Raw genomic sequence first — 19,949 nt, forward strand, 5'->3', positions numbered from 1 at the left:
GCCTCACCAGGGCACGACCTGCCCTTTCCAGTCGCGGAAGCTGCCCGTGTCCTCGGGCGACAGCCCGTCGATCACCGCCAGCAGCGCCTCGGCGCTGCGCTCGGGCGTGATGGTCGGGTGACGGGCGGCGTATTTTCGGGTCAGCGGGGTCTCGACCGTGCCGGGATGAAGCGCGACGATCACCGCGCGCGGGTTGCGGCGGCGCCACTCGATGGCGGCGGTGCGGATGATCTGGTTCTGCGCCGCCTTCGCTGCGCGATAGGCGGCCCATCCGCCAAGCCCGTTGTCCCCGATCGAGCCGACCCGCGCCGAAAGCGAGGCAAGGACCGGCCGCCCCTCGCGCGTCAAGAGGGGCGCGAAGTGGCGGATGACGAGCGCGACGCCGGTGGCGTTCAGCGCGAATTGCGCGGCCATCGCCTCGGCCGTGACGGCGTCGAAGCTTTTTTCCGGCTCGCGTCCGTCGATGACCAGCGCGCCCGTGGCGTTGAAGATCAGATCGAAGCGCGTTTCGGCCAGCCGGGCCGCGTGGCGCTCGATGCTGCCGGGCTGCGTCAGGTCCAGCCCGTCGCGGCTGCGCGAGAGGCCCGTGACCTCGCAGCCCGCCGCCGCCAGCCGGTCCGCCAGCGCCGCGCCGATCCCGCCCGAGACGCCCAGCACCAGCGCCCGGCGCGGCGCCGTCATTGGCGCACCCGCTGATAGGCCTCCAGCGCCCGCTCGCGACCTTCGGCGAGCGAGAGGGACGGCTTGCGCCGTGCCGTCAGATCGACGCGCCAGGACAGCGGCGCGGCGGCGGCGAAGGCTTGCGCGCCCTCGGCCTCGGGGTCCAGCCAGTAGCGGCGGTAGCGCGCGTCGGCGTCGAACTTCTCGGCCTGCCCGTCGGGGTTGAAGACGCGGAAATAGGGCGAGGCGTCCGGCCCGCAGCCCGCCACCCACTGCCAGTTCATCGCGTTCGAGGCCGCGTCCCAGTCCACCAGGCACTCGGCGAACCAGTCGAGCCCGATCTTCCAGTGGGTCAGCAGGTGCTTGCAGAGATAGCTGGCCGCGATCATCCGCACCCGGTTGTGCATCCGTCCCGTCGCGTAAAGCTCGCGCATGCCGGCATCGACCATGTCGATCCCCGTCTCGGCCCGCCGCCAGGCATCGGCATCCGCACTCTCACCGCGCCACGGGAACTCGTCCCAGCCCTCGCGCCAGCAGCGCCGGTCCATCTGCGGGAAGTTGTGCATCAGCTCGCGCGCGAACTCGCGCCAGGCCAGTTCGGAGAGGAAGGTCTCGACCCCCGGCCGCCCCTCGTGCAGGGCGGGCTGGCAGCGGTGCCAGAAGCGGCGGGCGCTGATCTCGCCCACGGCCAGCGCCTCGGAGAGGGTCGAGGTGCCGGGCTTGCCGGGCAGGTTGCGGTCATTGGCATAGCCGGCCACGGCCTCGCCGAGGAAGCGGTCGAGGCGGGCCAGCGCCGCGTCCTCGCCCGGCTCGATCCGCGCGGCCAGCACGTCCCAGCCCCGGCGCATCGCGGCCCGCGCCTCGGGCCAGTCGGCATCGTCGCTTTGCGGCCAGCTGTCGGGCGCGCCCAGCTTCGGCGCGTCGAGGGGCGGCGCGATCTCGACGCGGCGCAGCGCCTTCCAGAAGGGCGAGAAGACCTTGAAAGGGCCGCCGGTCTGCGTGAGGACATGGCCGCGCGGCACCAGATCGGCCAAGGGATGAAGGTGAAGCTGCGCGCCGCCGCGGGCCGCCGCCTCGGACAGGCCGTCATCCGCGGCGAAGGGGAAGCCCTCGGTCGTGTGGATCGCGCTCGCCCCCGTCTCGCGGGCGATGGCCTCCAGCACGTCGGCGGGCGCGCCGCGGCGCAGGATCAGGCGGCTCCCGTGACGTTCCAGCGCGGCCTGCAGCGGCGGCAGGGACAGCGCCTGCCGCTCGGCGCTGGCGGGGTAGGCGCGCGCCTCGGCGGGATCGAGGATGACCAGCGGGATCACCGCCCCCTCGGCAGCGGCCGCGACCAGCGCGGGGTGGTCGTCGAGCCGCAGGACGCGGCGGAACCAGCAGATGACCGGCATCAAATCCTCCTTGCTGCCAGCACCAACCACGCGCAGGTCGGCCGAAAGTTTCCTCGCATCCGCCTGCCCGCCGGGCAACTTGGCCGCGCGCCATTGTCACACCCCGTGCGGCTGCTATAGCTGGACCTTCATCCGCCGCAATGCCCAAAGCCGTCCGAAAGCCCCGCCCGTGTCGTCACCCGAACCCAGCCCCGGCTTCGTCTCCCTGGTCTCGGCGGGACCGGGCGATCCCGAGCTGCTGACGCTGAAAGCCGCCCGCCGGCTGGCCGAGGCCGAGGTGGTGCTGTTCGACGACCTTGCCTCGGGCCCGGTGCTGGACCACGCGGCGGCGCGAGCCGAGCTGATCGCCGTCGGCAAGCGCGCCGGCCGCCCCTCGGCGCGGCAGGACGCGGTGAACCGGCTGATCGTGGACCATGCCCGGCAGGGCCGCCGCGTGGTGCGGCTGAAATCGGGCGATTCCGGCATCTTCGGGCGGCTGGAGGAGGAGCTGACCGCCCTCGTCGAGGCCGGCATCCCCTTCGAGATCATCCCCGGCGTCACCTCGGCCAGCGCGGCGGCGGCGGCGGCGGGGATGCCGCTGACGCGCCGCCTGACGGCGCGGCGCGTGCAGTTCGTCACCGGCGCGGACGTGACCGGCCACCTGCCCGAGGACGTCAACTGGGCCGCTTTGGCGGACCCGCACGCGACGACGGCCGTGTTCATGGGCCAGCGCAGCTTTCCCAAGCTGGTGACAGGGCTTCTGGCGCATGGCATGTCGCCGGACACGCCGGCCCTTTTCGCCGAGGCCATCGGCCACCCGCAGCAGCGGCTGGTCCACACCACCATCGCCGAGCTCGCCCGCGCGATGGAGACGGCCGAGGTCGTCCAGCCCGGCCTGATCCTCTACGGCCCGCTGGCCGGGCATCCGGGGCCCGACCCCGCCCTGCCGCTTCCCTAAAATCACGCGGAAACAGGCCCTTCCCAGAAGCGGCCCGGACCCCCATCCTCGCATTTCTCGGGCCCGCCGCCGTGGCCGCGATGCAGTGAAGCAGGATGATCGACCTTCGCCTCGTGACCACCTTCGGGGTCACGCAACAGACATGGCTGTCGGGCATCACCGACCTGACCGTCGTGGAGTCAGGCGGGCAAACCGTGCTGGTCGTCGGCACCCGGCTCGGCGGCGGCATCAGCAGCTACACGATCTCGGACCCGAACACGCCCCTCAGCCAGGTGGCGACGCGGCCCTATCTCGATACCTTCACCTATGGCGGCACCCCCGAGATCACGCTGGTCCAGCTGGGCGGGCGCAGCATCCTGCATCTGGGGCAGATGGCCGGCGCGGCGCAGCTGGGCATGGAGGTGACGGCGGCCACCGGCACGCTGGCGGGATTTGCGACGCTCTTTCCCTCGGGCCTGCCGCCCGGCACCGTCACCGCGCTCGAGCAGGTGCAGGCGGGGCAGGGTGAGTTCCTGGTCATCGCGCGGCAGGGCAGCCTCGAGCTGGGCGTTCACAGGCTGGGGCCGTCCGGCGGCCTGACCGCCCATTCCAGCGTCACGATCCCGACGCCGGCGGGCGCGATCCCGGGCGCGTCCATCGACAAGGTCCTGGCGCTCAGCGTCGACGGCCAGCAGGTGCTGGTCACGATCTCGGGCAGCGGCAACTTCATCTCGACGCACCTGCTGTCGGCGACCGGACATCTTGGTCCCGGCGCGCTGCACGTGGTCGGGCGCGGGGTCGGCTACGACCTGCCCTCGCAGCTGGAGGCGGTGCGCATCGGCGGCGAGACCTATGTCATCATCGGCTCGACCGGGTCGAACTCGCTGTCGGTCTTCCGGCTGGACGCGTCGGGGCAGCTGATCGTCACCGACCACATCATCGACGAGCAGACGACCCGCTTCCAGTCCGTCACCGCGCTGGAAACCGTCACCATCGGCGACCGCGCCTTCGTCTTCGCCGGCGGCGCGGATGACGGGATCTCGGTCTTCACGCTGCTGCCGGACGGCCGGCTGCTGCACCTGACGACCCTTGCCGACACCAACGGCATGACCCTGTCCGATGTCAGCAGCATCAAGGCGGTGGTGCGCGACGGCAAGATCATGCTCTTCGTGGGCAGCGCGACCGAGACGGGGCTGACGCAACTCGTGCTGGATCCCGGTCAGTTGGGGCTGACGGGGCGGGCCGGCGCGGGCGTGGTGCGGGGCGGATCGGGCGGCGATCTGCTGGTCGCGCAGGCGGGCACGACCCGGCTGGAGGGCGGGGCCGGCAACGACATCCTCGTGGCCGGTCCAGACTCGATCGTCCTGACCGGCGGGACCGGGGCGGACATCTTCGTCCCCTCGCGCGTCAGCGGCCGCATCACCATCACCGATTACGAGCACGGAGTGGACCGGCTGGACCTGTCGATGCTGGGCATGATTCGCAGCATCTGGCAGCTGAGCTTCATCCCGACCAGCTATGGCGTGCTGATCGTCTATGGCGAGACGCTTCTGGACATCTACACCCGCGACGGCCGCTCGCTGACCGCCGCCGACTTTTCGAACGCGGCCCTCTTCCCCATCGCGCATTACTGGATGCCCGACCTCGAGCCCGAGCGCGTCGCCCCCGACGACCGGCCGACCGATGCGCCGGCCTGGATCATCGGGACGGACGGGCATGACACGCTGGTCGGCACCGCCCGCCCCGAAACGATCGAGGGCCGAAACGGCAACGACTCGATCTCGGGCGGCGGCGGCAACGACACGATCAGCGGCGGCGCGGGCAACGACACCGTGCGGGGCGGCGAGGGCGATGATGTCATCCATGGCGGCGCGGGCCGCGACACGCTGTTCGGCGATGCGGGGGACGATCTGATCTTCGGCGGCGAAGCGGGCGACCTGATCTATGGCGGCGACGGCAACGACAGGCTGCATGGCGACGGCGGGGACGACCTGATCTATGGCGGGCTCGGCAACGACCGGCTGTTCGGCGGCAACGGCAACGACACCCTCTCGGGCGAGGAGGGCGACGACTATCTCGAGGCGCTGGCCGGCCACAACCGCCTGCTGGGCGACGACGGCAACGACACGCTGGTGGCGGGGTGGGGGACCGACTACCTCGCCGGCGGCACCGGGCGCGACAGCCTGCGCGGCGGGGCCGGCAACGACACGCTTCTGGGCGACGAGGGCGATGACACGCTTCTGGGCGAGGACGGGGACGACCTTCTGGAGGGCGGCGAGGGGGACGACCTGCTGAACGGCGGGACGGGCAACGACACCCTGCGCGGCGGCACCGGCCGCGACCGCCTGCATGCCGGCGCCGGCAACGACGTGCTCTGGGGGGACGAGGACGACGATTCACTCTGGGGCAATGACGGCGACGACCTCTTGAACGGCGGCGACGGCAGCGACCTGCTGCATGGTGGAAACGGTGCGGACACGCTCTACGGGGACGACGGGAATGACACCCTGTTCGGCGACGCCGGCGACGATTTCCTCTATGGCGGGACCGGCAATGACAACCTCTTCGGCGGCCTCGGCCACGACCAGCTCCGGGCCGAGGCCGGCAACAACCTTCTTTCGGGGGGCCTCGGCAATGACAGCCTCTGGGGCGGGACGGGTGAGGACACGCTTTACGGCGACGAGGGCGATGACTGGATCCAGGCGCTCGGCCCCGCCAGCCTGATCGACGGCGGGATTGGCAACGACACGCTTCTGGGCGGGATCGGCCTCGACCGCATCTTCGGCGGCGACGGCAACGACCTGATCCGCGGGGGCTCGGGCGATGACGTCCTCAGCGGCGGGGTGGGGGATGACACGCTCCATGGCGATAACGACAACGACCGCATCACCGGCGGGTCCGGCAACGACCTGCTCTATGGCGGCAACGGCGCGGACCGGCTGGACGGGGGCAGCGGCCATGATCGGCTCTGGGGCCATGCGGGCAACGACACGCTGCTGGGCGGCTCGGGCAATGACAGCTTGGACGGCGGGGCGGGCAACGACCTTCTGCAGGGCGGGTCCGGCAACGACCGGCTGCTGGGCCTCGATGGCGACGACCGGCTCGAGGGCGGGGCGGGCAACGACCTGCTGGACGGCGGCGCCGGGCGGGACGTGCTGCTGGGCGGGGACGGCAACGACACGCTGATCGGCGGCCTCGGCAATGACAGCCTCGACGGCGAGGCCGGCAACGACACGCTGCAGGGGGGGGACGGGAACGACCGGCTGCTGGGCTGCGCTGGCGACGACCGGCTGGACGGCGGGGCGGGGCACGATTTCCTCGACGGCGGCTCGGGGAAGGACCTGCTGATCGGCGGGACCGGTAACGACACGCTGCAGGGCGGCACGGGGAACGACAGGCTGCAGGGCGGCTCGGGCCGCGACCTGCTGATCGGCGGGGCGGGGGCCGACACGCTGGCCGGCGGCACCGGCGCGGACGTCTTCCGCTACCTGGCGCGCGGCGACAGCCTGCGCTCGGCCCCCGACCTCATCCAGGACTTCACCCGCGGCTCGGACCTCATCGACCTCAAGGCGCTCGGGGTCAGCTGGGCGGGCTCGGGCGGTCATTCCGGGGCGCGCTCGGTCCGCTGGCAGATCAGCGGCTCCGAGACCCATGTCTTCATCGACCTGAACGGCGACCGTCAGTCCGACATGCTGATCCGGCTGACCGGGCATCACCAGCTGGGCTCGGGCGACTTCCTGCTCTAGCCGCCGAGTCGCGCGACGGCCCAACGCGCCGCATCCGCCACGGCCGGGTCCGGGTCACCCACCAGCCCCGCCGCCACCTCGCGCAGACCCGCGCTGCCGCTGTTGCCGATGGCGTAGAGCACGTTGCGCACGAACCGGTCCCGCCCGATCCGCTTGATCGGAGAGCCGGAAAACCGCGCCCTGAACCCCGCATCGTCCAGCGCGGCCAACTCGGCCAGGGGCGGCGCGCCAACGATCCCGCGATAGCGCATCTCGCTGCCGGCCTGCGCGAACTTGTTCCACGGGCAGACGGCGAGGCAATCGTCGCAGCCATAGATGCGGTTGCCCATCAGGGGCCGCAGTTCGGGATCGACGGGTCCCTTGTGCTCGATGGTCAGGTACGAGATGCAGCGCCGTGCATCTAGTTGGAAGGGCGCCGGAAAGGCGCCGGTCGGGCAGGCGTCGAGGCAGGCGCGGCAGGACCCGCAATGCTCGCGCTCGGGCGTGTCGGCCGGCAGCGGCATGGTGGTGAAGATCGCGCCCAGGAAGAACCAGCTGCCCAGCCCGCGCGACAGAAGATTCGTGTGCTTCCCCTGCCAGCCAAGGCCCGCGGCGGCGGCCAGGGGCTTTTCCATCACCGGGGCCGTGTCGACGAAGACCTTGATCTGGTGGCCGGGCTCGGGCGCCGTCTCCAGCAGCCAGCGCCCGAGGCGCTTCAGCCGCTTCTTGACCAGGTCGTGATAGTCCTTGCCCTGCGCGTAGACGCTGATCGCGGCCTGCTCGCGCTGCTCCAGCACCGCCAGGGGATCGCTCTCGGGGGTGTAGAGCTCGGCCAGCATCACGACCGAGCGCGCCTCGGGCCAGAGCGCGGCCGGATCGCCGCGCCAGTGGCGCCGCTCGGCCATCCACGCCATCTGCCCGTGCCGCCCGGCCTCCAGAAAGGCCGCCAGCCGCTCGGCCAGCCCGGGCACGGCGTCGGGCCGCGTCACCCCCATGCCGGAAAAGCCGACGGCCTCGGCCTCGCTGGCCAAGGCCGCTTTCACCTGTGCCCAAATAGCCCGGGGGGGATCGCCGTCAGGCGATGGGGGGCTGGCCCCCCTTCCCTTATCCGAAGTCCAGCTCTGCATAATGCGGCGCGGGGTGGATGCCCGGGACTTGGTCCGCCAGCACCGCGCGGAAGGCCGGGCGCGACTTGATCGTCGCATACCAGTCGCGCAGCACCTCCGAGCGGTCCCAGTCCACGTCCGAGATGTAGTCGAGGCACGAGAAATGCGCCGCCGCGGTGAAATCGGCCAAGCTCAGCGTGTTCCCCGCCAGCCAGCGCCGCGTCTCGAGAAGCGAGGCGAGGTAGTCGATATGCTCCTTGATCGCCCGCAGCCCGTCCTTGACGATGCGGCTGTCGGGATAGCCGGTGCGGGTGATCTTCTTCCAGACCCGCTCGTTCAGGATCGGCTGCGTGACCTCGACATGGAACTTGTCGTCGAACCAGGCGCAGAGGCGGCGCACCTCGTGCCGCTCCAGCGGCGTCTGCGGCATCAGCGCCGGAGCGGGCACCGCCTCGTCCAGATACTCGATGATCGCCTGGCTCTCGGCCAGCATGTTCCCGCGATAGCGCAGCACCGGCAGCTTGCCAGCCGGGTTGCGGCGCTTGAGGTCGGGCGAGCCTTCCCAGTAGCGGTCCTCGACCAGCTCGACCTCGATCTTCTTCTCGGCCAGGACAAGCCGGACCTTCCGGCAAAAGGGCGACAGCGGCGTGTGGTAAAGTCGCGTTGTCTGGGTGTTGGTATTCATTGACTGCTCTTGACCCCTGGATTCGCAACCCGGCCTTGATACGCCCCGCCCTCGCGCCTTTCAACCGGGCCGGGCAACGGCTTACGGCTGAAAGCAGCCGGCCCGCCCGTCCCGGGCAATGGTGGCCGCCCCGTCCGCGATCTGGCGCGAGCGGTTCGAGGCCCGGTGCGGGCTGCGGCTCTTGGGGGCGGGCAGGATCGCGGCAAGACGCGCGGCCTGCGTCATCGTCAGCTGGTCGGGCGTGGTGCCGAAATGCTCGCGCGCGGCGGCGTGCACGCCGAAGATGCCCGGCCCGAACTCGGCGACGTTAAGATAGACCTCGAGGATGCGGCGTTTGGACCAGAGCGCCTCGATCACCGGCGTCAGCAGCGTCTCGGTCGTCTTCCTGAGCCAGCTGCGCTTCTGCCACAAGAAGGCGTTCTTTGCCGTCTGCTGCGTCAGCGTCGAGGCGCCCCGCGTCGAGCCCGATTCCACGACCTTGCGGATCTCGGACATGTCGAAGCCCCAATGCAGGCAGAAGTTCGCGTCCTCGGCCGCGACCACAGCGCGGCGCATCGCGGGGGAAATCTCCTCGAGCGGCGTCCAGCGGCGCTCGGCCAGGCCGTGGATGCGCTTCTGGCCGACCATCGTCCAGGTCAGCGGCGGGTTGACCACGGCGTAGATGGCGACCGAACCGATCAGGACAAGCGCCGCACGCAGGGCCCAGAGCCGCGCCGCGCCCTTCGCCCGGCCGAGAAGCCCGCGCCCGCCGTTAGCAGCGCTCTTCGGCGTGCCGGAGCGGTGGGACAGGGCAGGAGAACGCGGGCGCATGACCGTCCTCTGTCAGCGCCCGCGGCCTGCGTCAAGCGAACCGTCAGTGTTCGTGCCGCGGCAGTGCCTTGAGGTCTTCTGTGGTCCAGCGCGTCAGCCCGTGCACGGTACCGTCCTCGGCCCGCATCAGGTCCAGCTCGCGCGCGGGCACCATCACCGGCTTGCTGCCGATCCCCAGAAAGCCGCCGACATCGATCACGACCTTCGCGTCGGCGCCGCTGCCATGGGTATGCGCGATGCTGCCGACGGTCTCGTCGCCCGGGCCATAGATCGGCGCGCCGGTCAGGACGGCCTCGGTCAGCTCGTCCTCGCGCAGTCGAATATGCTTGGAATGGTCCATCTGGTCCTCCTGTGTGATGGAGAACGAACCCGGCGGCGCGGGCTTCCGTTCCGCCGGGATGCGGCCTCAGTTGGTGAAGGCGTTCACCAGCTCCAGCACCGCGAGGATGCGGTTCGTGTCCGGATCGACGCGATAGGCCTGGCGGTCGTCGCGGTAGTAGCGCCAGCCGTCGCGCGGCTCCAGCTGGTAGCGGACCGGGTCGCGGATCAGGCGGTAGTCGCCGATGCGCAGCACCTCGCCGACGCGGGTGCCGTGCTGGCGCTCGGCTTGGCGAGCCTGGCCGGGGGGCACGCAGGGCGGGTTCTTCTTGGCAAGGCCCGGCGGGCAGTGGCCGGCCTGCGCAACATGGTGCCGCGCACTCTTCTCCCTACCATGACCGCGCCCGGGATCGGCCGCCGCCGGCAGCGCGGCGGCGGTCGCGCCGGCCAACACAAGGGCCACGAGTTTCGTCTTCATCCTTACATCCTCCGGTTCGACGATGCGTCATATACCTGCGACATAACGCGGCAGACGGGGAAACTTCCCATCACATCCTCGCGCATCGCCCGTGCGCGCGGTCCGCCGGGCGGCGTGGCGGCATCCTCTGGAACCTTGTCTTCGGCCGCAGGTTGAGACGAACGGCCCGGATGCCAGGCGCCCCGCCCCAGCAGGAGTTTCCATGTCAGAGAATTGCGCCGCAAGGCTTACCGTGAACGGCAGCCCCGAGGATTTTCTGGGCGATCCGCGCCGCTCGCTTCTGGACTTCCTGCGGCTGGACCTGAAGCTGACCGGCACGAAGAAGGGCTGCGATCACGGCCAGTGCGGCGCCTGCACGGTGCTGGTGAACGGCCAGCGGATCAATTCCTGCCTCAGCCTCGCGGTCATGCATGACGGCGACGAGATCACGACGATCGAGGGGCTCGGCCCGGCTAGCGCGCTGTCGGAATTGCAGCGGGCCTTCGTGACCCATGACGGGTTCCAGTGCGGCTATTGCACGCCGGGGCAGATCTGCTCGGCCAAGGCGATGCTGGACGAGCTGGCGGCCGGCTGGCCGAGCGCGGTGACCAAGGACCTGACCTCAGGCCCGATCCCGTCGGACGAGGAGCTGTCCGAGCGGATGAGCGGCAATCTCTGCCGCTGCGGCGCCTATCCCAACATCATCGACGCGATCCGCGCGGTGATGCAGGCGGAGGAACCGGCATGAGGGCGTTCGACTATGCCCGCGCGACCGAGGCGGCCGAGGCGGTCGGCAGCGACGCCCGGCTTCTGGCGGGCGGCACCAACCTTCTGGACCTGATGAAACTGGAGGTCGAGACGCCCGCCCGGGTTCTGGACATCAACCGCACAGGCCTCGACCGGATCGAGGCCGATGGCGAGGGGCTGCGGATCGGCGCGCTGGTGTCGAACTCGGCCTGCGCGGCGGACGCGCGGGTGCGGGCCGACTGGCCGCTGCTGGCGCAGGCGATCCTGGCCGGCGCCAGCCCGCAGCTGCGAAACAAGGCCACGATGGCGGGCAACCTCTGCCAGCGCACGCGCTGCCAGTACTTCATGCGGACCGACACGCGCTGCAACAAGCGCGAGCCGGGCAGCGGCTGCGACGCGCTGGAGGGGGTGAACCGCAACCACGCGATCCTCGGCGCGTCCGAGGCCTGCATCGCCACCTATCCCGGCGACATGGCCGTGGCGCTGGCCGCGCTGGATGCCTGGGTCGAAATCGACAGCCCCTCGGGCCGCCGCAGCGTCGCCTTGCGCGAGTTCCACCGCCTGCCGAACGGCATCGCCCATCGCGACAACGTGCTGGAGCCGGGCGAGATCATCACCGCGATCACGCTGCCTGCGCCGGTGCGCGGCCGCCAGATCTACCGCAAGGTGCGCGAGCGGTCGTCCTATGCCTTCGCGCTGGTCTCGGTCGCCTTGGTGCTGCGGATGGATGCCGGCCGCATCGCGGCGGCGCAGCTGGCCTTTGGCGGGCTGGCGCACAAGCCCTGGACCGATTCCCGCGTCGCCGAGGCGCTGCTTGGGCAGAAACCCTCGCCCGCGCTCTTCGACAAGGCGGCCGACCTTCTGCTGTCGGGCGCGCAAGGGCAGGGCGAGAACGACTTCAAGATTCCGCTGGCGCGGCGCACGCTCGCCGCCGTCCTGCACGACGCGACGAAGGAATAGCCCATGCTGACCACCTATGACACGCCGGACCAGCGCAACCTTCTGGACCGAACCGGGCAGGGCATCATCGGCGCGCCGCTGGACCGGCCCGACGGCCCGCTGAAGGTCGCGGGGCAGGCGCCCTACGCGGCCGAATACGATCTGGTCGGCTGCGCCGAGGGCGTGCTGGTCGGCGCCGCGATCAGCAAGGGCAGCATCGCCGCGATCCATCGCGACGAGGTGCTGGCGATGCCGGGCGTCCTGCTGGTGCTGTCGGACAAGGCCATGCTGCGCCGGCCCGCGCAGGGCGGGGCGGCGCAGGCGCCGGCGCAGGACGTGCGCCAGATCGACTATCACGGCCAGCCGGTCGCGCTGGTCGTGGCCGAAACCTTCGAGCAGGCCACCGCCGCCGCCAAGGCGCTGCGGATCGACTATGACGACCAGTCCGGCTCGGGCCGCTTCGATCCCGACGCGCTGGACTTCGCCCCCGGCGAGGAGCCGACCGTCCTCGGCGACATCGACGAGGCCATGAGCAAGGCCGCGCATCGCGTGGACGAGACCTACCGCACCGAGGGCCATGCCAGCGCGGCGATGGAGCCTCATGCCGCCATCGCCCAGTGGGACGGGGACGATCTGACCTTGTGGGGCAGCCTCCAGATGGTCGCGCCGAACGTGAAGGAGCTGGCCGACAGCCTGCGCATCCCCGACGCCCGCGTGCGCATCGTCGCGCCCTATGTCGGCGGCGGCTTCGGCTCGAAGCTGGGCATCTCGCACGAGGGGGTGGCGGCGGCGCTGGCCGCGCTGGAGCTGCAGCGCCCGGTCCGCGTCACGCTGAGCCGCCAGCAGGTCTTCGAGACGGTCAACCGCCGATCCGAGACGCGCCAGCGCGTCCGGCTTGGCGCGGATGCGGGCGGGCGGCTTCTGGCGCTCGGCCACGAGGCCTGGATCAGCAACCTGCCCGCCGAGGATTTCGCCGAGCCGGTGACGCAGGCGACGCAGTTCCTCTATGGCGGCGACAACCGCTATCTGGCCGTCCTGAAGGGCGAGATCACGCGGCTCACCGCCGGATCGGTGCGCGCACCCGGCGAAGCGGTGGGGATGCAGGTGCTGGAATCGGTCATGGACGAGCTGGCCCACAAGATCGGCATCGACCCGATCGAGCTGCGCAAGCGCAACCTGCCCGCCCGCCTTCCGGGGCAGGACCTGCCCTATTCCTCGAGAAAGCTCTTCGAGGCGATGGACGAGGGCGGCGCCGCCTTCGGCTGGTCGAAGCGCAAGCCGAAGCCCTGCATGACGCGGGACGGCGAATGGTGGGTCGGCATGGGCATGGCCTCGGCCGCGCGGGTGAACATGATGCAGCCGGCCAGCGCGCAGGTGCGGCTGGAGGCCGATGGCCGCGTCATCGTCGAGACCGACCAGACCGACATCGGCACCGGCAGCTACGCCATCCTCGGCCAGATCGCCGGCGAGATGCTGGGCTGCCCGATGGACCGGGTCGAGGTGCGCCTTGGCGACAGCCGCTTCCCCGCCGGCGCAGGCTCGGGCGGCTCATGGGCGGCCAGCTCCACCGGCTCGGCCGTGTTCCGGGCCTGCGAGTCGATCCGGATCGAGCTGGCCGGCCGCCTGCGCATCGACAGCGAGGCGCTGGAGCTGTCCGGCGGCATCGCCCGCGGCGCCGGCAAGGAGGCGCCGGTGACCCGGTTGCTGGCCGGCGCGCCGCTGGAACGGATCGGCCGCATCAAGCCGGGCAAGACGGCCGACAACTACGCGCAGGCCAGCTATGGCGCCTTCTTCTGCGAGGCGGGCGTCAACGCCTTCACCGGCGAGGTGCGGGTGCGCCGGATGCTGGGCGCCTTCGGCTTCGGCCGGGTGCTGAACGCCAAGACGGCGCGCTCGCAATGCCTCGGCGGGATGGTCTGGGGCATCGGCGGCGCGCTCTCGGAAGAGCTGCAGTTCGACCCGCGCGACGGGCGGCTGATGAACCACGACCTGGCGGAATACCACATCCCGGTGAACCGCGACGTGCCGCCCATCGAGGTTCTGCTGCTGGAAGAGCGGGACGCGGCGGCCAGCCCGATCCAGGCCAAGGGCGCGGGCGAGCTGGGCATCTGCGGCACCGGCGGCGCCATCGCCAACGCGATCTTCAACGCCTGCGGCGTGCGCCCGCGTCACTTCCCGATCACCCCGGACAAGCTGCTGGCGCAGCTGCCCGACCCGTTCGCGGAGATCGCCTCGTGAAACCGCCGGTGCGCTATTCGGACGACCTGGAACAGGTCGATCCCGGCGAGGCCGAGGTCGCGCAGGAGATGCTGGAGGCCTTCGATCACATCCTGACCACCACCCATGCCGACATGAACCACGCCGTGCGCGCCGTTCATGCCAAGGCCCATGCCGTGCTTCAGGGCGAGCTGGCCATCGACAGCTTCCTGCCGCCCGAGCTGGCGCAGGGCGTCTTTGCCCGGCCGGGGCGGCTGAAGGCCTGGGTCCGCATCTCGACCAATCCGGGCGACATCATCAGCGACAAGGTCTCGCTGCCGCGCGGCCTTGCGCTGAAGGTCGGCGGCGTGCGCGGCGAGCGCCTGCCCGAGGCCGAGGGCGACACGCAGGATTTCCTGCTGGTCAACTCGCCCGTCTTCGGGGCGGCCAAGGCCAAGGATTTCGCCGGCCAGCTGAAGCTGATCGCGAAGACGACCGACCGGGCCGAGGGCGGCAAGATCGTGCTGTCGAAGCTGCTTCAGGCGGTGAACGGCGCGCTCGGCGCGGCGGGGCTGCACAGCAAGGCGCTGGACGCCATCGGCGGGGCGCCTCAGGTGCATCCCTTGGGCGAGACCTATTTCAGCGTGACCCCCTTCCGCTACGGGGACCATGTCGCCAAGTTCCGGCTGCGCCCGCTCAGCCCCTCGCTGACCCGGCTGACCGGAGAGAAGGTGGACACCAGCGAGGGCGAGAACCCGATCCGGCAGAGGATCCGGCAGGACATGGCGGCGCTGGACGGCGAATGGGCCTTCGAGGTGCAGCTGCTGCGGGACGTGGACACGCAGCCGGTCGAGGACCCGACCGTCGAATGGCCCGAGGACGAGGCGCCCTTCGTGCAGGTCGCCAAGCTCGTGGTGCCCGCGCAGGACAGCTGGGACGAGCGGCGGGTGATGCAGCAGGACGAGATGATGCGCTTCAGCCCCTGGACCGGCCTTGCAGCCCATCGCCCGCTCGGCAGCATCAACCGGGCGCGCCGCCCGGCCTATCCGCATTCGGCCGATTTCCGTGCCGCCATGAACGGGTGCCCCATCCATGAGCCGTGACCGATGAACACCTCCGATCTGGCAGCCCTGCGCCTTCTGGCGCGGCGGGACGGCGCGCTCTGCACGCTGGTCGGGATCGAGGGCAGCTTCTCGCGCGCGATCGGCGCCCATCTGGCGGTGGCGTGGGATGGCGAGATCGCCGGCTCGCTGGCCGATGGCTGTCTCGAGGCCGAGCTGGCGCTGCAGGCCCGTGCCATGCGCACGACCGGCCCGCAGGTCATCCGCTATGGCCGCGGCTCGCCCGTCATCGATTTCCGCCTGCCCTGCGGCAGCGGGCTGGATGTGCTGATCGACCCCGCCCCGGATCGCAGCGCGATCCGCCGCGTGATGAGCGCCCTGACCGAGCGGCGTCCGGCCGAGCTGCCGCTGCCCACCCGCAGCCTGCCGCGGCGCCCATGCCTGCCGCCGCTGCGCCTCGACATCTTCGGCAACGGCCCCGAGATGGAGGCGATGGCGCGGCTTGCCTCGGCCGCCGGGATCGAGCGCCGGCAGACCCCGCAGTCGCGGCTGCAGCTGGGCAAGCGCCCGGCGCTGACCCCGCCCGACGCCTGGACGGCGGTGGTGCTGCTGTTTCACGATCATGACTGGGAGATGCCGGTCTTGGACTGGGCGCTGGAAAGCCCGGCCTTCTACATCGGCGCCATCGGCGGCGCCCGCATCCGCCAGCGCCGGCAGGAGCGGCTGGCCCTGCGCTACAACCCGTCGCAGCTGTCGCGGCTGCGCGGGCCGGTGGGGCTGATCCCCTCGGCACGCGATCCCGCGACGCTGGCGATGTCGATCTTGGCCGAGATCATGCGCGACTTCGACAGGACCTATGCCGCGCAGAGCCCGCAGCCCCGCCTCAGCCACGTCACGACCTGAGCCGCCCGTGCGGCGTCAGGCGCGGCGGCTCGACAGGTCCTCGATCCCCATGACCTCCAGCACCTTGCGGACGATATGCGGGGCGCTGAGGCTGGAGGTGTCGTACATCGCCACCGGGCTGTCATGGTCCACGAAGAAGTCCGGAAGCACCATCGAGCGGAAGCGCAGCCCGCGGTCGAAGACGCCCTCGTCGGCCAGAAGTTGCGCGACATGGCTGCCGAAACCGCCGACCGCGCCCTCCTCGATGGTGATCAGCGCGTCGTGATCGGCCGCCAGTTTCAGGATCAGGTCCCGGTCCAGCGGCTTGGCGAAGCGCGCATCCGCGATGGTGGGCGTGATACCCTTCGCGGTCAGCGCCTCGCGCGCGGCCATGACTTCCGTCAGGCGGGTGCCGAAGGAGAGAATGGCGACGCCCTTGCCCTCGGCGATCATGCGGCCCTTGCCGATGGGCAGGACCTCGCCGCGTTCCGGCATCTCGACGCCCGTGCCCTCGCCGCGCGGGAAGCGGAAGGCGATGGGGCCGCTCTCATGCGCGACCGCGGTCGCGACCATGTGCTTCAGTTCAGCCTCGTCCGCGGCCGCCATGACGACAAAGCCCGGCAGGTTGGCGAGGAAGGCGACGTCATAGGCGCCCGAATGGGTCGGCCCGTCCTGGCCCACCAACCCCGCCCGGTCGATGGCGAAGCGCACCGGCAGGCCCTGCACGGCGACATCATGGACCACCTGGTCGTAGCCGCGCTGCAAGAAGGTCGAGTAGATCGCGCAGAAAGGCTTCATCCCCCCTGCCGCGAGACCGGCCGCGAAGGTCACCGCGTGCTGCTCGGCAATGCCGACATCGAAGCATCGGCGCGGGAAGCGCTCGGCGAACTGCTTGAGCCCGGTGCCGTCCGGCATGGCTGCGGTGATCGCCACGATCTTGTCGTCGCGCCCCGCCTCGTCGATCAGCGCCTTGGCGAAGACCGAGGTATAGCTGGGGGCATTGGACTTGGCCTTGGCCTGCACCCCGGTCAGCACGTCGAACTTGCCGGTCGCATGGCCCCTGTCGGCGGCCTCCTCGGCCGGCGCGTAGCCCTTGCCCTTTTTCGTGACGGCATGGATCAGGATCGGCCCGCTCGCCCGCGCCTTCACCGTCCGCAGCAGCGGCAGCAGCAGGTCCAGGTCGTGTCCGTCCACCGGGCCGACATAGGAAAAGCCCAGCTCCTCGAAGAGCGTGCCGCCGACGGCCATGCCCTTCAGCATCTCCTTAGCCCGCCGCGCCCCTTCCTGAAGCGCGTCCGGCAGCAGGCCCACGGCGTTCTTCGCAGCCGCCTTCAGCTCCTGGAACGGCCCGCCGGCATAGAGCCGCGTCAGATACGAGGACAGCGCCCCCACCGGCGGCGCGATGGACATCTCGTTGTCGTTCAGGATCACGATCAGCCGCTTGCCAAGGTGGCCCGCGTTGTTCAGCGCCTCGAAGGCCATCCCCGCGCTCATCGCGCCATCGCCGATCACGGCGATCGCATCCCCGGGATCGCCCCCCAGCTCGCGCGCCATGGCAAAGCCGAGCGCCGCGCTGATCGAGGTCGAGGAATGCCCAGCCCCGAACGGGTCATAGGGGCTCTCGGCCCGCTTGGTGAATCCGGCCAACCCGCCGCCCATCCGCAGCGTGCGAATGCGGTCGCGCCGCCCGGTCAGGATCTTGTGCGGATAGCACTGGTGGCCGACATCCCAGATGATCTTGTCGCGCGGCGTGTCGAAGACGGCATGCAGCGCCACGGTCAGCTCGACAACGCCAAGGCCCGCGCCTAGATGCCCGCCGGTGACGCTGACCGCGCTGATCGTCTCGGCCCGCAGCTCGTCGGCCAGCTGGTGCAGCTCGCGGTCGCTCAGCGCCTTGAGGTCCGAGGGCAGGGTGACGCGGTCCAGCACGGGCGTCTTCGGTCTGTCGGTCATGAATGTCCCTTCCTCCCCGGCGCGCACGCGATCAGGTGTCGCGCTCGATAACGAAGCGCGCCAAGGCCCGCAAGTTCCCGGCCGCCGGACCGTAACCCTCCAGCGCCGCTTCGGCTTCGGCGACATGTTGCCGCGCCGCCTCGCGCGCGCCGTCGAGGCCCAGCAGCGAGACAAAGGTCGCCTTGCCCGCGCCCTCGTCCTTGCCGACGCGCTTTCCGGTCCGCGCCTCGTCGCCGGTGACGTCCAGAACGTCGTCGGCGATCTGGAAGGCCAGACCCACGGCACTGGCATACTGGTCCAGCGCGGCCGGGTCATCGCCCGCAATCCGCGCCCCCGCCGTTGCGGCAAACCGGATCAGCGCGCCGGTCTTGCCGCCCTGCAGCCGGGTGATCGCCTGAAGGTCCAGCGGCTCCAGCGCCGTCTCGGCCGCGATGTCGAGGGCCTGCCCCCAGACCATCCCCGCCGCGCCCGAAGCGCGGGCCAGCGCCGCCACCAGCCGCAGCCGCGCCGCCTCGTCGCCAATAATTGAATCGGTCAGCAGCTCGAAGGCCAGCGTCTGCAGCGCGTCCCCGGCCAGGATCGCGGTGGCCTCGCCCCATTTGATATGCACCGTCGGCAGGCCCCGGCGCAGGTCATCGTCATCCATCGCCGGCAGGTCGTCATGCACCAGGCTATAGGCATGCAGCGCCTCGACCGCCGCGGCGACGGGCAGGGCGGCCGCCTCGGACACCCCATGCAGCCGCGCTGATTCCATCACCAGAAGCGCCCGCAGCCGCTTGCCGCCCGAGACGGCATAGCGCATCGCGTCGGTCAGATCGCCCGGCGGCAGCGCGTCGATGGCCTGGTCCAGCGCCCCCTGCACCCGCGCCTGCACCGAAGGAAGCGCGTCCAGCATCAGAACCCCTCGGCCGGCTCGGCGCCGGTGGCCTGCCCGCTGGCGGAGAGCGTGATCTTCTCGACCCGCGCCTCGGCCTCGCGCAGCCGCGCCTCGCAATGGGCGCGCAGGGCGGCGCCGCGCTCGTAGAGCGCGATGCTCTCTTCCAGCGTCGCCTCGCCAGTTTCCAGCTTGCCCACGGTGGCCTCCAGCTCGCGCATGGCCTCCTCGAAGGAGAGGGTGGTGATATCGCTCATTCGGCCTCCATCAGCGTCGTCACATGGGCACGAACGGACCGGCCCAGAGCCGGCAGATCATAACCACCTTCCAGAACGGATACCACCGGCGCCCCGGCGTCTCTCGCCATGTCGCGGATCATGCGGGTGAGGGCGGCGAAATCGTCCTCGTCCCAATCCAGCTGTGCCAAGGGATCGGCGGCATGCGCGTCGAAGCCCGCCGAGACGATCACGAGTTGCGGCCGATGCGCCGCCGCGCGTTCCAGAACCGCCTCCCATTCCCGCAGCGCCAGCGCGCCATCGCTGCCCGGCGGAAGCGGCACGTTCATCACCTGCCCATGCGCCCCCGTCTCCGAGGCCGCCCCCGTCCCCGGATAGAGCGGCATCTGGTGCGACGAGGCAAAAAACGCCCGCCCCTCGTCCCACAGAAGGTCTTGCGTCCCGTTCCCGTGATGCACGTCGAAATCCAGCACCGCCACGCGCCCCAGCCCGTGATGCTCCAGCGCCCGCTTCGCCGCGATGGCCGCCGTCCCCAGCAGGCAGAACCCCATCGCCGTCTCGCGCTCGGCATGATGCCCCGGAGGCCGCATGGCGACGAAAGCCGCCTCCGCCTCGCCCGCCAGCACGGCATCGACGGCCGCGCAGGCCCCGCCGACCGCGCGCAAGGCCGCCTCCAGCGAGCCCGGCCCCTGAAAGGTGTCCGGATCAAGCATCCGCGAGCCGCTCTCCCCGGCACGCAGCGCCTCCAGATAGCGCGCTGGATGGCAGCGCAGCACATCCGCATCCGCACCCAAGGGCGCCGCGCGCCGGTCCAGCGCCAGGCCCTCCAGCCCCGCCATGACGGCGCCGTAGCGCGCCACCTGCTCGGCATGCCCCTCCGGCGTCGCGTGCCCCGCCGCGCTGTCATGGCTGTAAAGGATCATCGCGCCCTCCGTTTCCCGCAGGCTGCCCCGCAAGACCCCGGCTCACAAGCCCCCATCTTCTGTGCCCAAA

At 70.9% G+C, this 19,949-nt stretch carries 18 protein-coding genes; 7 read left to right on the top strand and 11 right to left on the bottom strand.

The annotated features are described in order from the left end of the window. Positions 1-3: 3 nt before the first annotated feature. On the bottom strand, positions 4-681 hold the full coding sequence (locus BLP73_RS06120; protein WP_090741339.1) for an SDR family NAD(P)-dependent oxidoreductase: 678 nt from the start codon (positions 679-681) through the stop codon (positions 4-6). Continuing rightward, positions 678-2,051 carry a cryptochrome/photolyase family protein gene (locus tag BLP73_RS06125; RefSeq protein WP_090741341.1) on the bottom strand — a complete coding sequence of 458 codons (1,374 nt, stop codon included), beginning with the start codon at positions 2,049-2,051 and terminating at the stop codon, positions 678-680. The genes BLP73_RS06120 and BLP73_RS06125 overlap by 4 nt, the downstream gene beginning before the upstream one ends. 169 nt (positions 2,052-2,220) lie before the next feature. Between BLP73_RS06125 and cobA the strand changes: the two genes are divergently transcribed. Together cobA and BLP73_RS19890 are read left to right on the top strand one after the other, a co-directional pair. Continuing rightward, the gene (gene cobA, locus BLP73_RS06130; RefSeq protein WP_245686565.1) at positions 2,221-2,988 is read left to right on the top strand and encodes a uroporphyrinogen-III C-methyltransferase; all 768 of its coding nucleotides are present in this window, start codon (positions 2,221-2,223) and stop codon (positions 2,986-2,988) included. Between the two features lie 95 nt (positions 2,989-3,083). Next, positions 3,084-6,713: a calcium-binding protein gene (locus BLP73_RS19890; RefSeq protein WP_281179917.1), complete on the top strand. Its 3,630-nt coding sequence runs from the start codon at positions 3,084-3,086 to the stop codon at positions 6,711-6,713. Here BLP73_RS19890 and queG read toward each other — a convergent pair. From queG to BLP73_RS06160, 5 genes are all read right to left on the bottom strand, one after another. Beyond that, on the bottom strand, positions 6,710-7,735 hold the full coding sequence (gene queG, locus BLP73_RS06140) for a tRNA epoxyqueuosine(34) reductase QueG (protein WP_281179918.1): 1,026 nt from the start codon (positions 7,733-7,735) through the stop codon (positions 6,710-6,712). The genes BLP73_RS19890 and queG overlap by 4 nt on opposite strands. 61 nt (positions 7,736-7,796) lie before the next feature. After that, on the bottom strand, positions 7,797-8,483 hold the full coding sequence (fzlA, locus tag BLP73_RS06145) for an FtsZ-binding protein FzlA (RefSeq protein WP_090741344.1): 687 nt from the start codon (positions 8,481-8,483) through the stop codon (positions 7,797-7,799). Positions 8,484-8,564: 81 nt separating this feature from the next. Further along, positions 8,565-9,293 carry a monofunctional biosynthetic peptidoglycan transglycosylase gene (gene mtgA, locus BLP73_RS06150; protein ID WP_090741346.1) on the bottom strand — a complete coding sequence of 243 codons (729 nt, stop codon included), beginning with the start codon at positions 9,291-9,293 and terminating at the stop codon, positions 8,565-8,567. 43 nt (positions 9,294-9,336) lie between these two features. Then, positions 9,337-9,633, bottom strand: coding sequence for a photosystem reaction center subunit H (locus tag BLP73_RS06155; RefSeq protein ID WP_090741348.1), 297 nt, complete (start codon positions 9,631-9,633; stop codon positions 9,337-9,339). Between the two features lie 66 nt (positions 9,634-9,699). Beyond that, complete coding sequence (locus tag BLP73_RS06160) at positions 9,700-10,089, bottom strand: hypothetical protein (RefSeq protein ID WP_090741350.1); 390 nt, start codon at positions 10,087-10,089, stop codon at positions 9,700-9,702. 202 nt (positions 10,090-10,291) lie between these two features. Between BLP73_RS06160 and BLP73_RS06165 the strand changes: the two genes are divergently transcribed. From BLP73_RS06165 to BLP73_RS06185, 5 genes are read left to right on the top strand one after another with little or no spacing between them, the layout of a single operon-like run. Further along, a complete protein-coding gene (locus tag BLP73_RS06165; RefSeq protein WP_090741353.1) occupies positions 10,292-10,816 on the top strand; it encodes a 2Fe-2S iron-sulfur cluster-binding protein in 525 nt (174 codons plus the stop codon). Next, a complete protein-coding gene (locus BLP73_RS06170; RefSeq protein WP_090741356.1) occupies positions 10,813-11,775 on the top strand; it encodes an FAD binding domain-containing protein in 963 nt (320 codons plus the stop codon). The genes BLP73_RS06165 and BLP73_RS06170 overlap by 4 nt, the downstream gene beginning before the upstream one ends. A gap of 3 nt (positions 11,776-11,778) precedes the next feature. Then, entirely contained in the window at positions 11,779-13,992 is a 2,214-nt protein-coding gene (locus tag BLP73_RS06175; RefSeq protein ID WP_090741358.1) for a xanthine dehydrogenase family protein molybdopterin-binding subunit, read from the top strand. Further along, positions 13,989-15,053, top strand: a complete 1,065-nt coding sequence (locus tag BLP73_RS06180; protein ID WP_090741360.1) for a catalase family protein — start codon at positions 13,989-13,991, stop codon at positions 15,051-15,053. The genes BLP73_RS06175 and BLP73_RS06180 overlap by 4 nt, the downstream gene beginning before the upstream one ends. A gap of 3 nt (positions 15,054-15,056) precedes the next feature. Continuing rightward, positions 15,057-15,914: an XdhC family protein gene (locus BLP73_RS06185; protein ID WP_090741362.1), complete on the top strand. Its 858-nt coding sequence runs from the start codon at positions 15,057-15,059 to the stop codon at positions 15,912-15,914. A 15-nt stretch (positions 15,915-15,929) separates the two neighbouring features. On the opposite strand, the gene dxs is transcribed toward BLP73_RS06185, so the two are convergent. The 4 genes from dxs to BLP73_RS06205 are packed head-to-tail and all read right to left on the bottom strand — an operon-like array spanning position 15,930 to position 19,879. Beyond that, a complete protein-coding gene (gene dxs / locus BLP73_RS06190; RefSeq protein ID WP_090741364.1) occupies positions 15,930-17,846 on the bottom strand; it encodes a 1-deoxy-D-xylulose-5-phosphate synthase in 1,917 nt (638 codons plus the stop codon). A 31-nt stretch (positions 17,847-17,877) separates the two neighbouring features. Further along, positions 17,878-18,741 carry a polyprenyl synthetase family protein gene (locus BLP73_RS06195; protein ID WP_090741366.1) on the bottom strand — a complete coding sequence of 288 codons (864 nt, stop codon included), beginning with the start codon at positions 18,739-18,741 and terminating at the stop codon, positions 17,878-17,880. Then, positions 18,741-18,977, bottom strand: a complete 237-nt coding sequence (locus BLP73_RS06200; protein WP_090741368.1) for an exodeoxyribonuclease VII small subunit — start codon at positions 18,975-18,977, stop codon at positions 18,741-18,743. The genes BLP73_RS06195 and BLP73_RS06200 overlap by 1 nt, the downstream gene beginning before the upstream one ends. Next, positions 18,974-19,879: a histone deacetylase family protein gene (locus BLP73_RS06205; RefSeq protein WP_090741371.1), complete on the bottom strand. Its 906-nt coding sequence runs from the start codon at positions 19,877-19,879 to the stop codon at positions 18,974-18,976. The genes BLP73_RS06200 and BLP73_RS06205 overlap by 4 nt, the downstream gene beginning before the upstream one ends. Positions 19,880-19,949 lie beyond the last annotated feature (70 nt).

The sequence above is a fragment of the Paracoccus tibetensis genome (genome assembly GCF_900102505.1).
In the GTDB taxonomy this organism is placed as follows: Bacteria; Pseudomonadota; Alphaproteobacteria; order Rhodobacterales; family Rhodobacteraceae; genus Paracoccus; species Paracoccus tibetensis.

What these genes read in the sequence shown, in the direction of transcription:
- BLP73_RS06120 (WP_090741339.1), bottom strand. Translation starts at nt 681, where the DNA reads ATGACGGCGCCGCGCCGGGCGCTGGTGCTGGGCGTCTCGGGCGGGATC.
- BLP73_RS06125 (WP_090741341.1), bottom strand. Translation starts at nt 2,051, where the DNA reads ATGCCGGTCATCTGCTGGTTCCGCCGCGTCCTGCGGCTCGACGACCAC.
- BLP73_RS19890 (WP_281179917.1), top strand. Translation starts at nt 3,084, where the DNA reads ATGATCGACCTTCGCCTCGTGACCACCTTCGGGGTCACGCAACAGACA.
- fzlA (WP_090741344.1), bottom strand. Translation starts at nt 8,483, where the DNA reads ATGAATACCAACACCCAGACAACGCGACTTTACCACACGCCGCTGTCG.
- mtgA (WP_090741346.1), bottom strand. Translation starts at nt 9,293, where the DNA reads ATGCGCCCGCGTTCTCCTGCCCTGTCCCACCGCTCCGGCACGCCGAAG.
- BLP73_RS06155 (WP_090741348.1), bottom strand. Translation starts at nt 9,633, where the DNA reads ATGGACCATTCCAAGCATATTCGACTGCGCGAGGACGAGCTGACCGAG.
- BLP73_RS06160 (WP_090741350.1), bottom strand. Translation starts at nt 10,089, where the DNA reads ATGAAGACGAAACTCGTGGCCCTTGTGTTGGCCGGCGCGACCGCCGCC.
- BLP73_RS06165 (WP_090741353.1), top strand. Translation starts at nt 10,292, where the DNA reads ATGTCAGAGAATTGCGCCGCAAGGCTTACCGTGAACGGCAGCCCCGAG.
- BLP73_RS06170 (WP_090741356.1), top strand. Translation starts at nt 10,813, where the DNA reads ATGAGGGCGTTCGACTATGCCCGCGCGACCGAGGCGGCCGAGGCGGTC.
- BLP73_RS06175 (WP_090741358.1), top strand. Translation starts at nt 11,779, where the DNA reads ATGCTGACCACCTATGACACGCCGGACCAGCGCAACCTTCTGGACCGA.
- BLP73_RS06185 (WP_090741362.1), top strand. Translation starts at nt 15,057, where the DNA reads ATGAACACCTCCGATCTGGCAGCCCTGCGCCTTCTGGCGCGGCGGGAC.
- dxs (WP_090741364.1), bottom strand. Translation starts at nt 17,846, where the DNA reads ATGACCGACAGACCGAAGACGCCCGTGCTGGACCGCGTCACCCTGCCC.
- BLP73_RS06195 (WP_090741366.1), bottom strand. Translation starts at nt 18,741, where the DNA reads ATGCTGGACGCGCTTCCTTCGGTGCAGGCGCGGGTGCAGGGGGCGCTG.
- BLP73_RS06200 (WP_090741368.1), bottom strand. Translation starts at nt 18,977, where the DNA reads ATGAGCGATATCACCACCCTCTCCTTCGAGGAGGCCATGCGCGAGCTG.
- BLP73_RS06205 (WP_090741371.1), bottom strand. Translation starts at nt 19,879, where the DNA reads ATGATCCTTTACAGCCATGACAGCGCGGCGGGGCACGCGACGCCGGAG.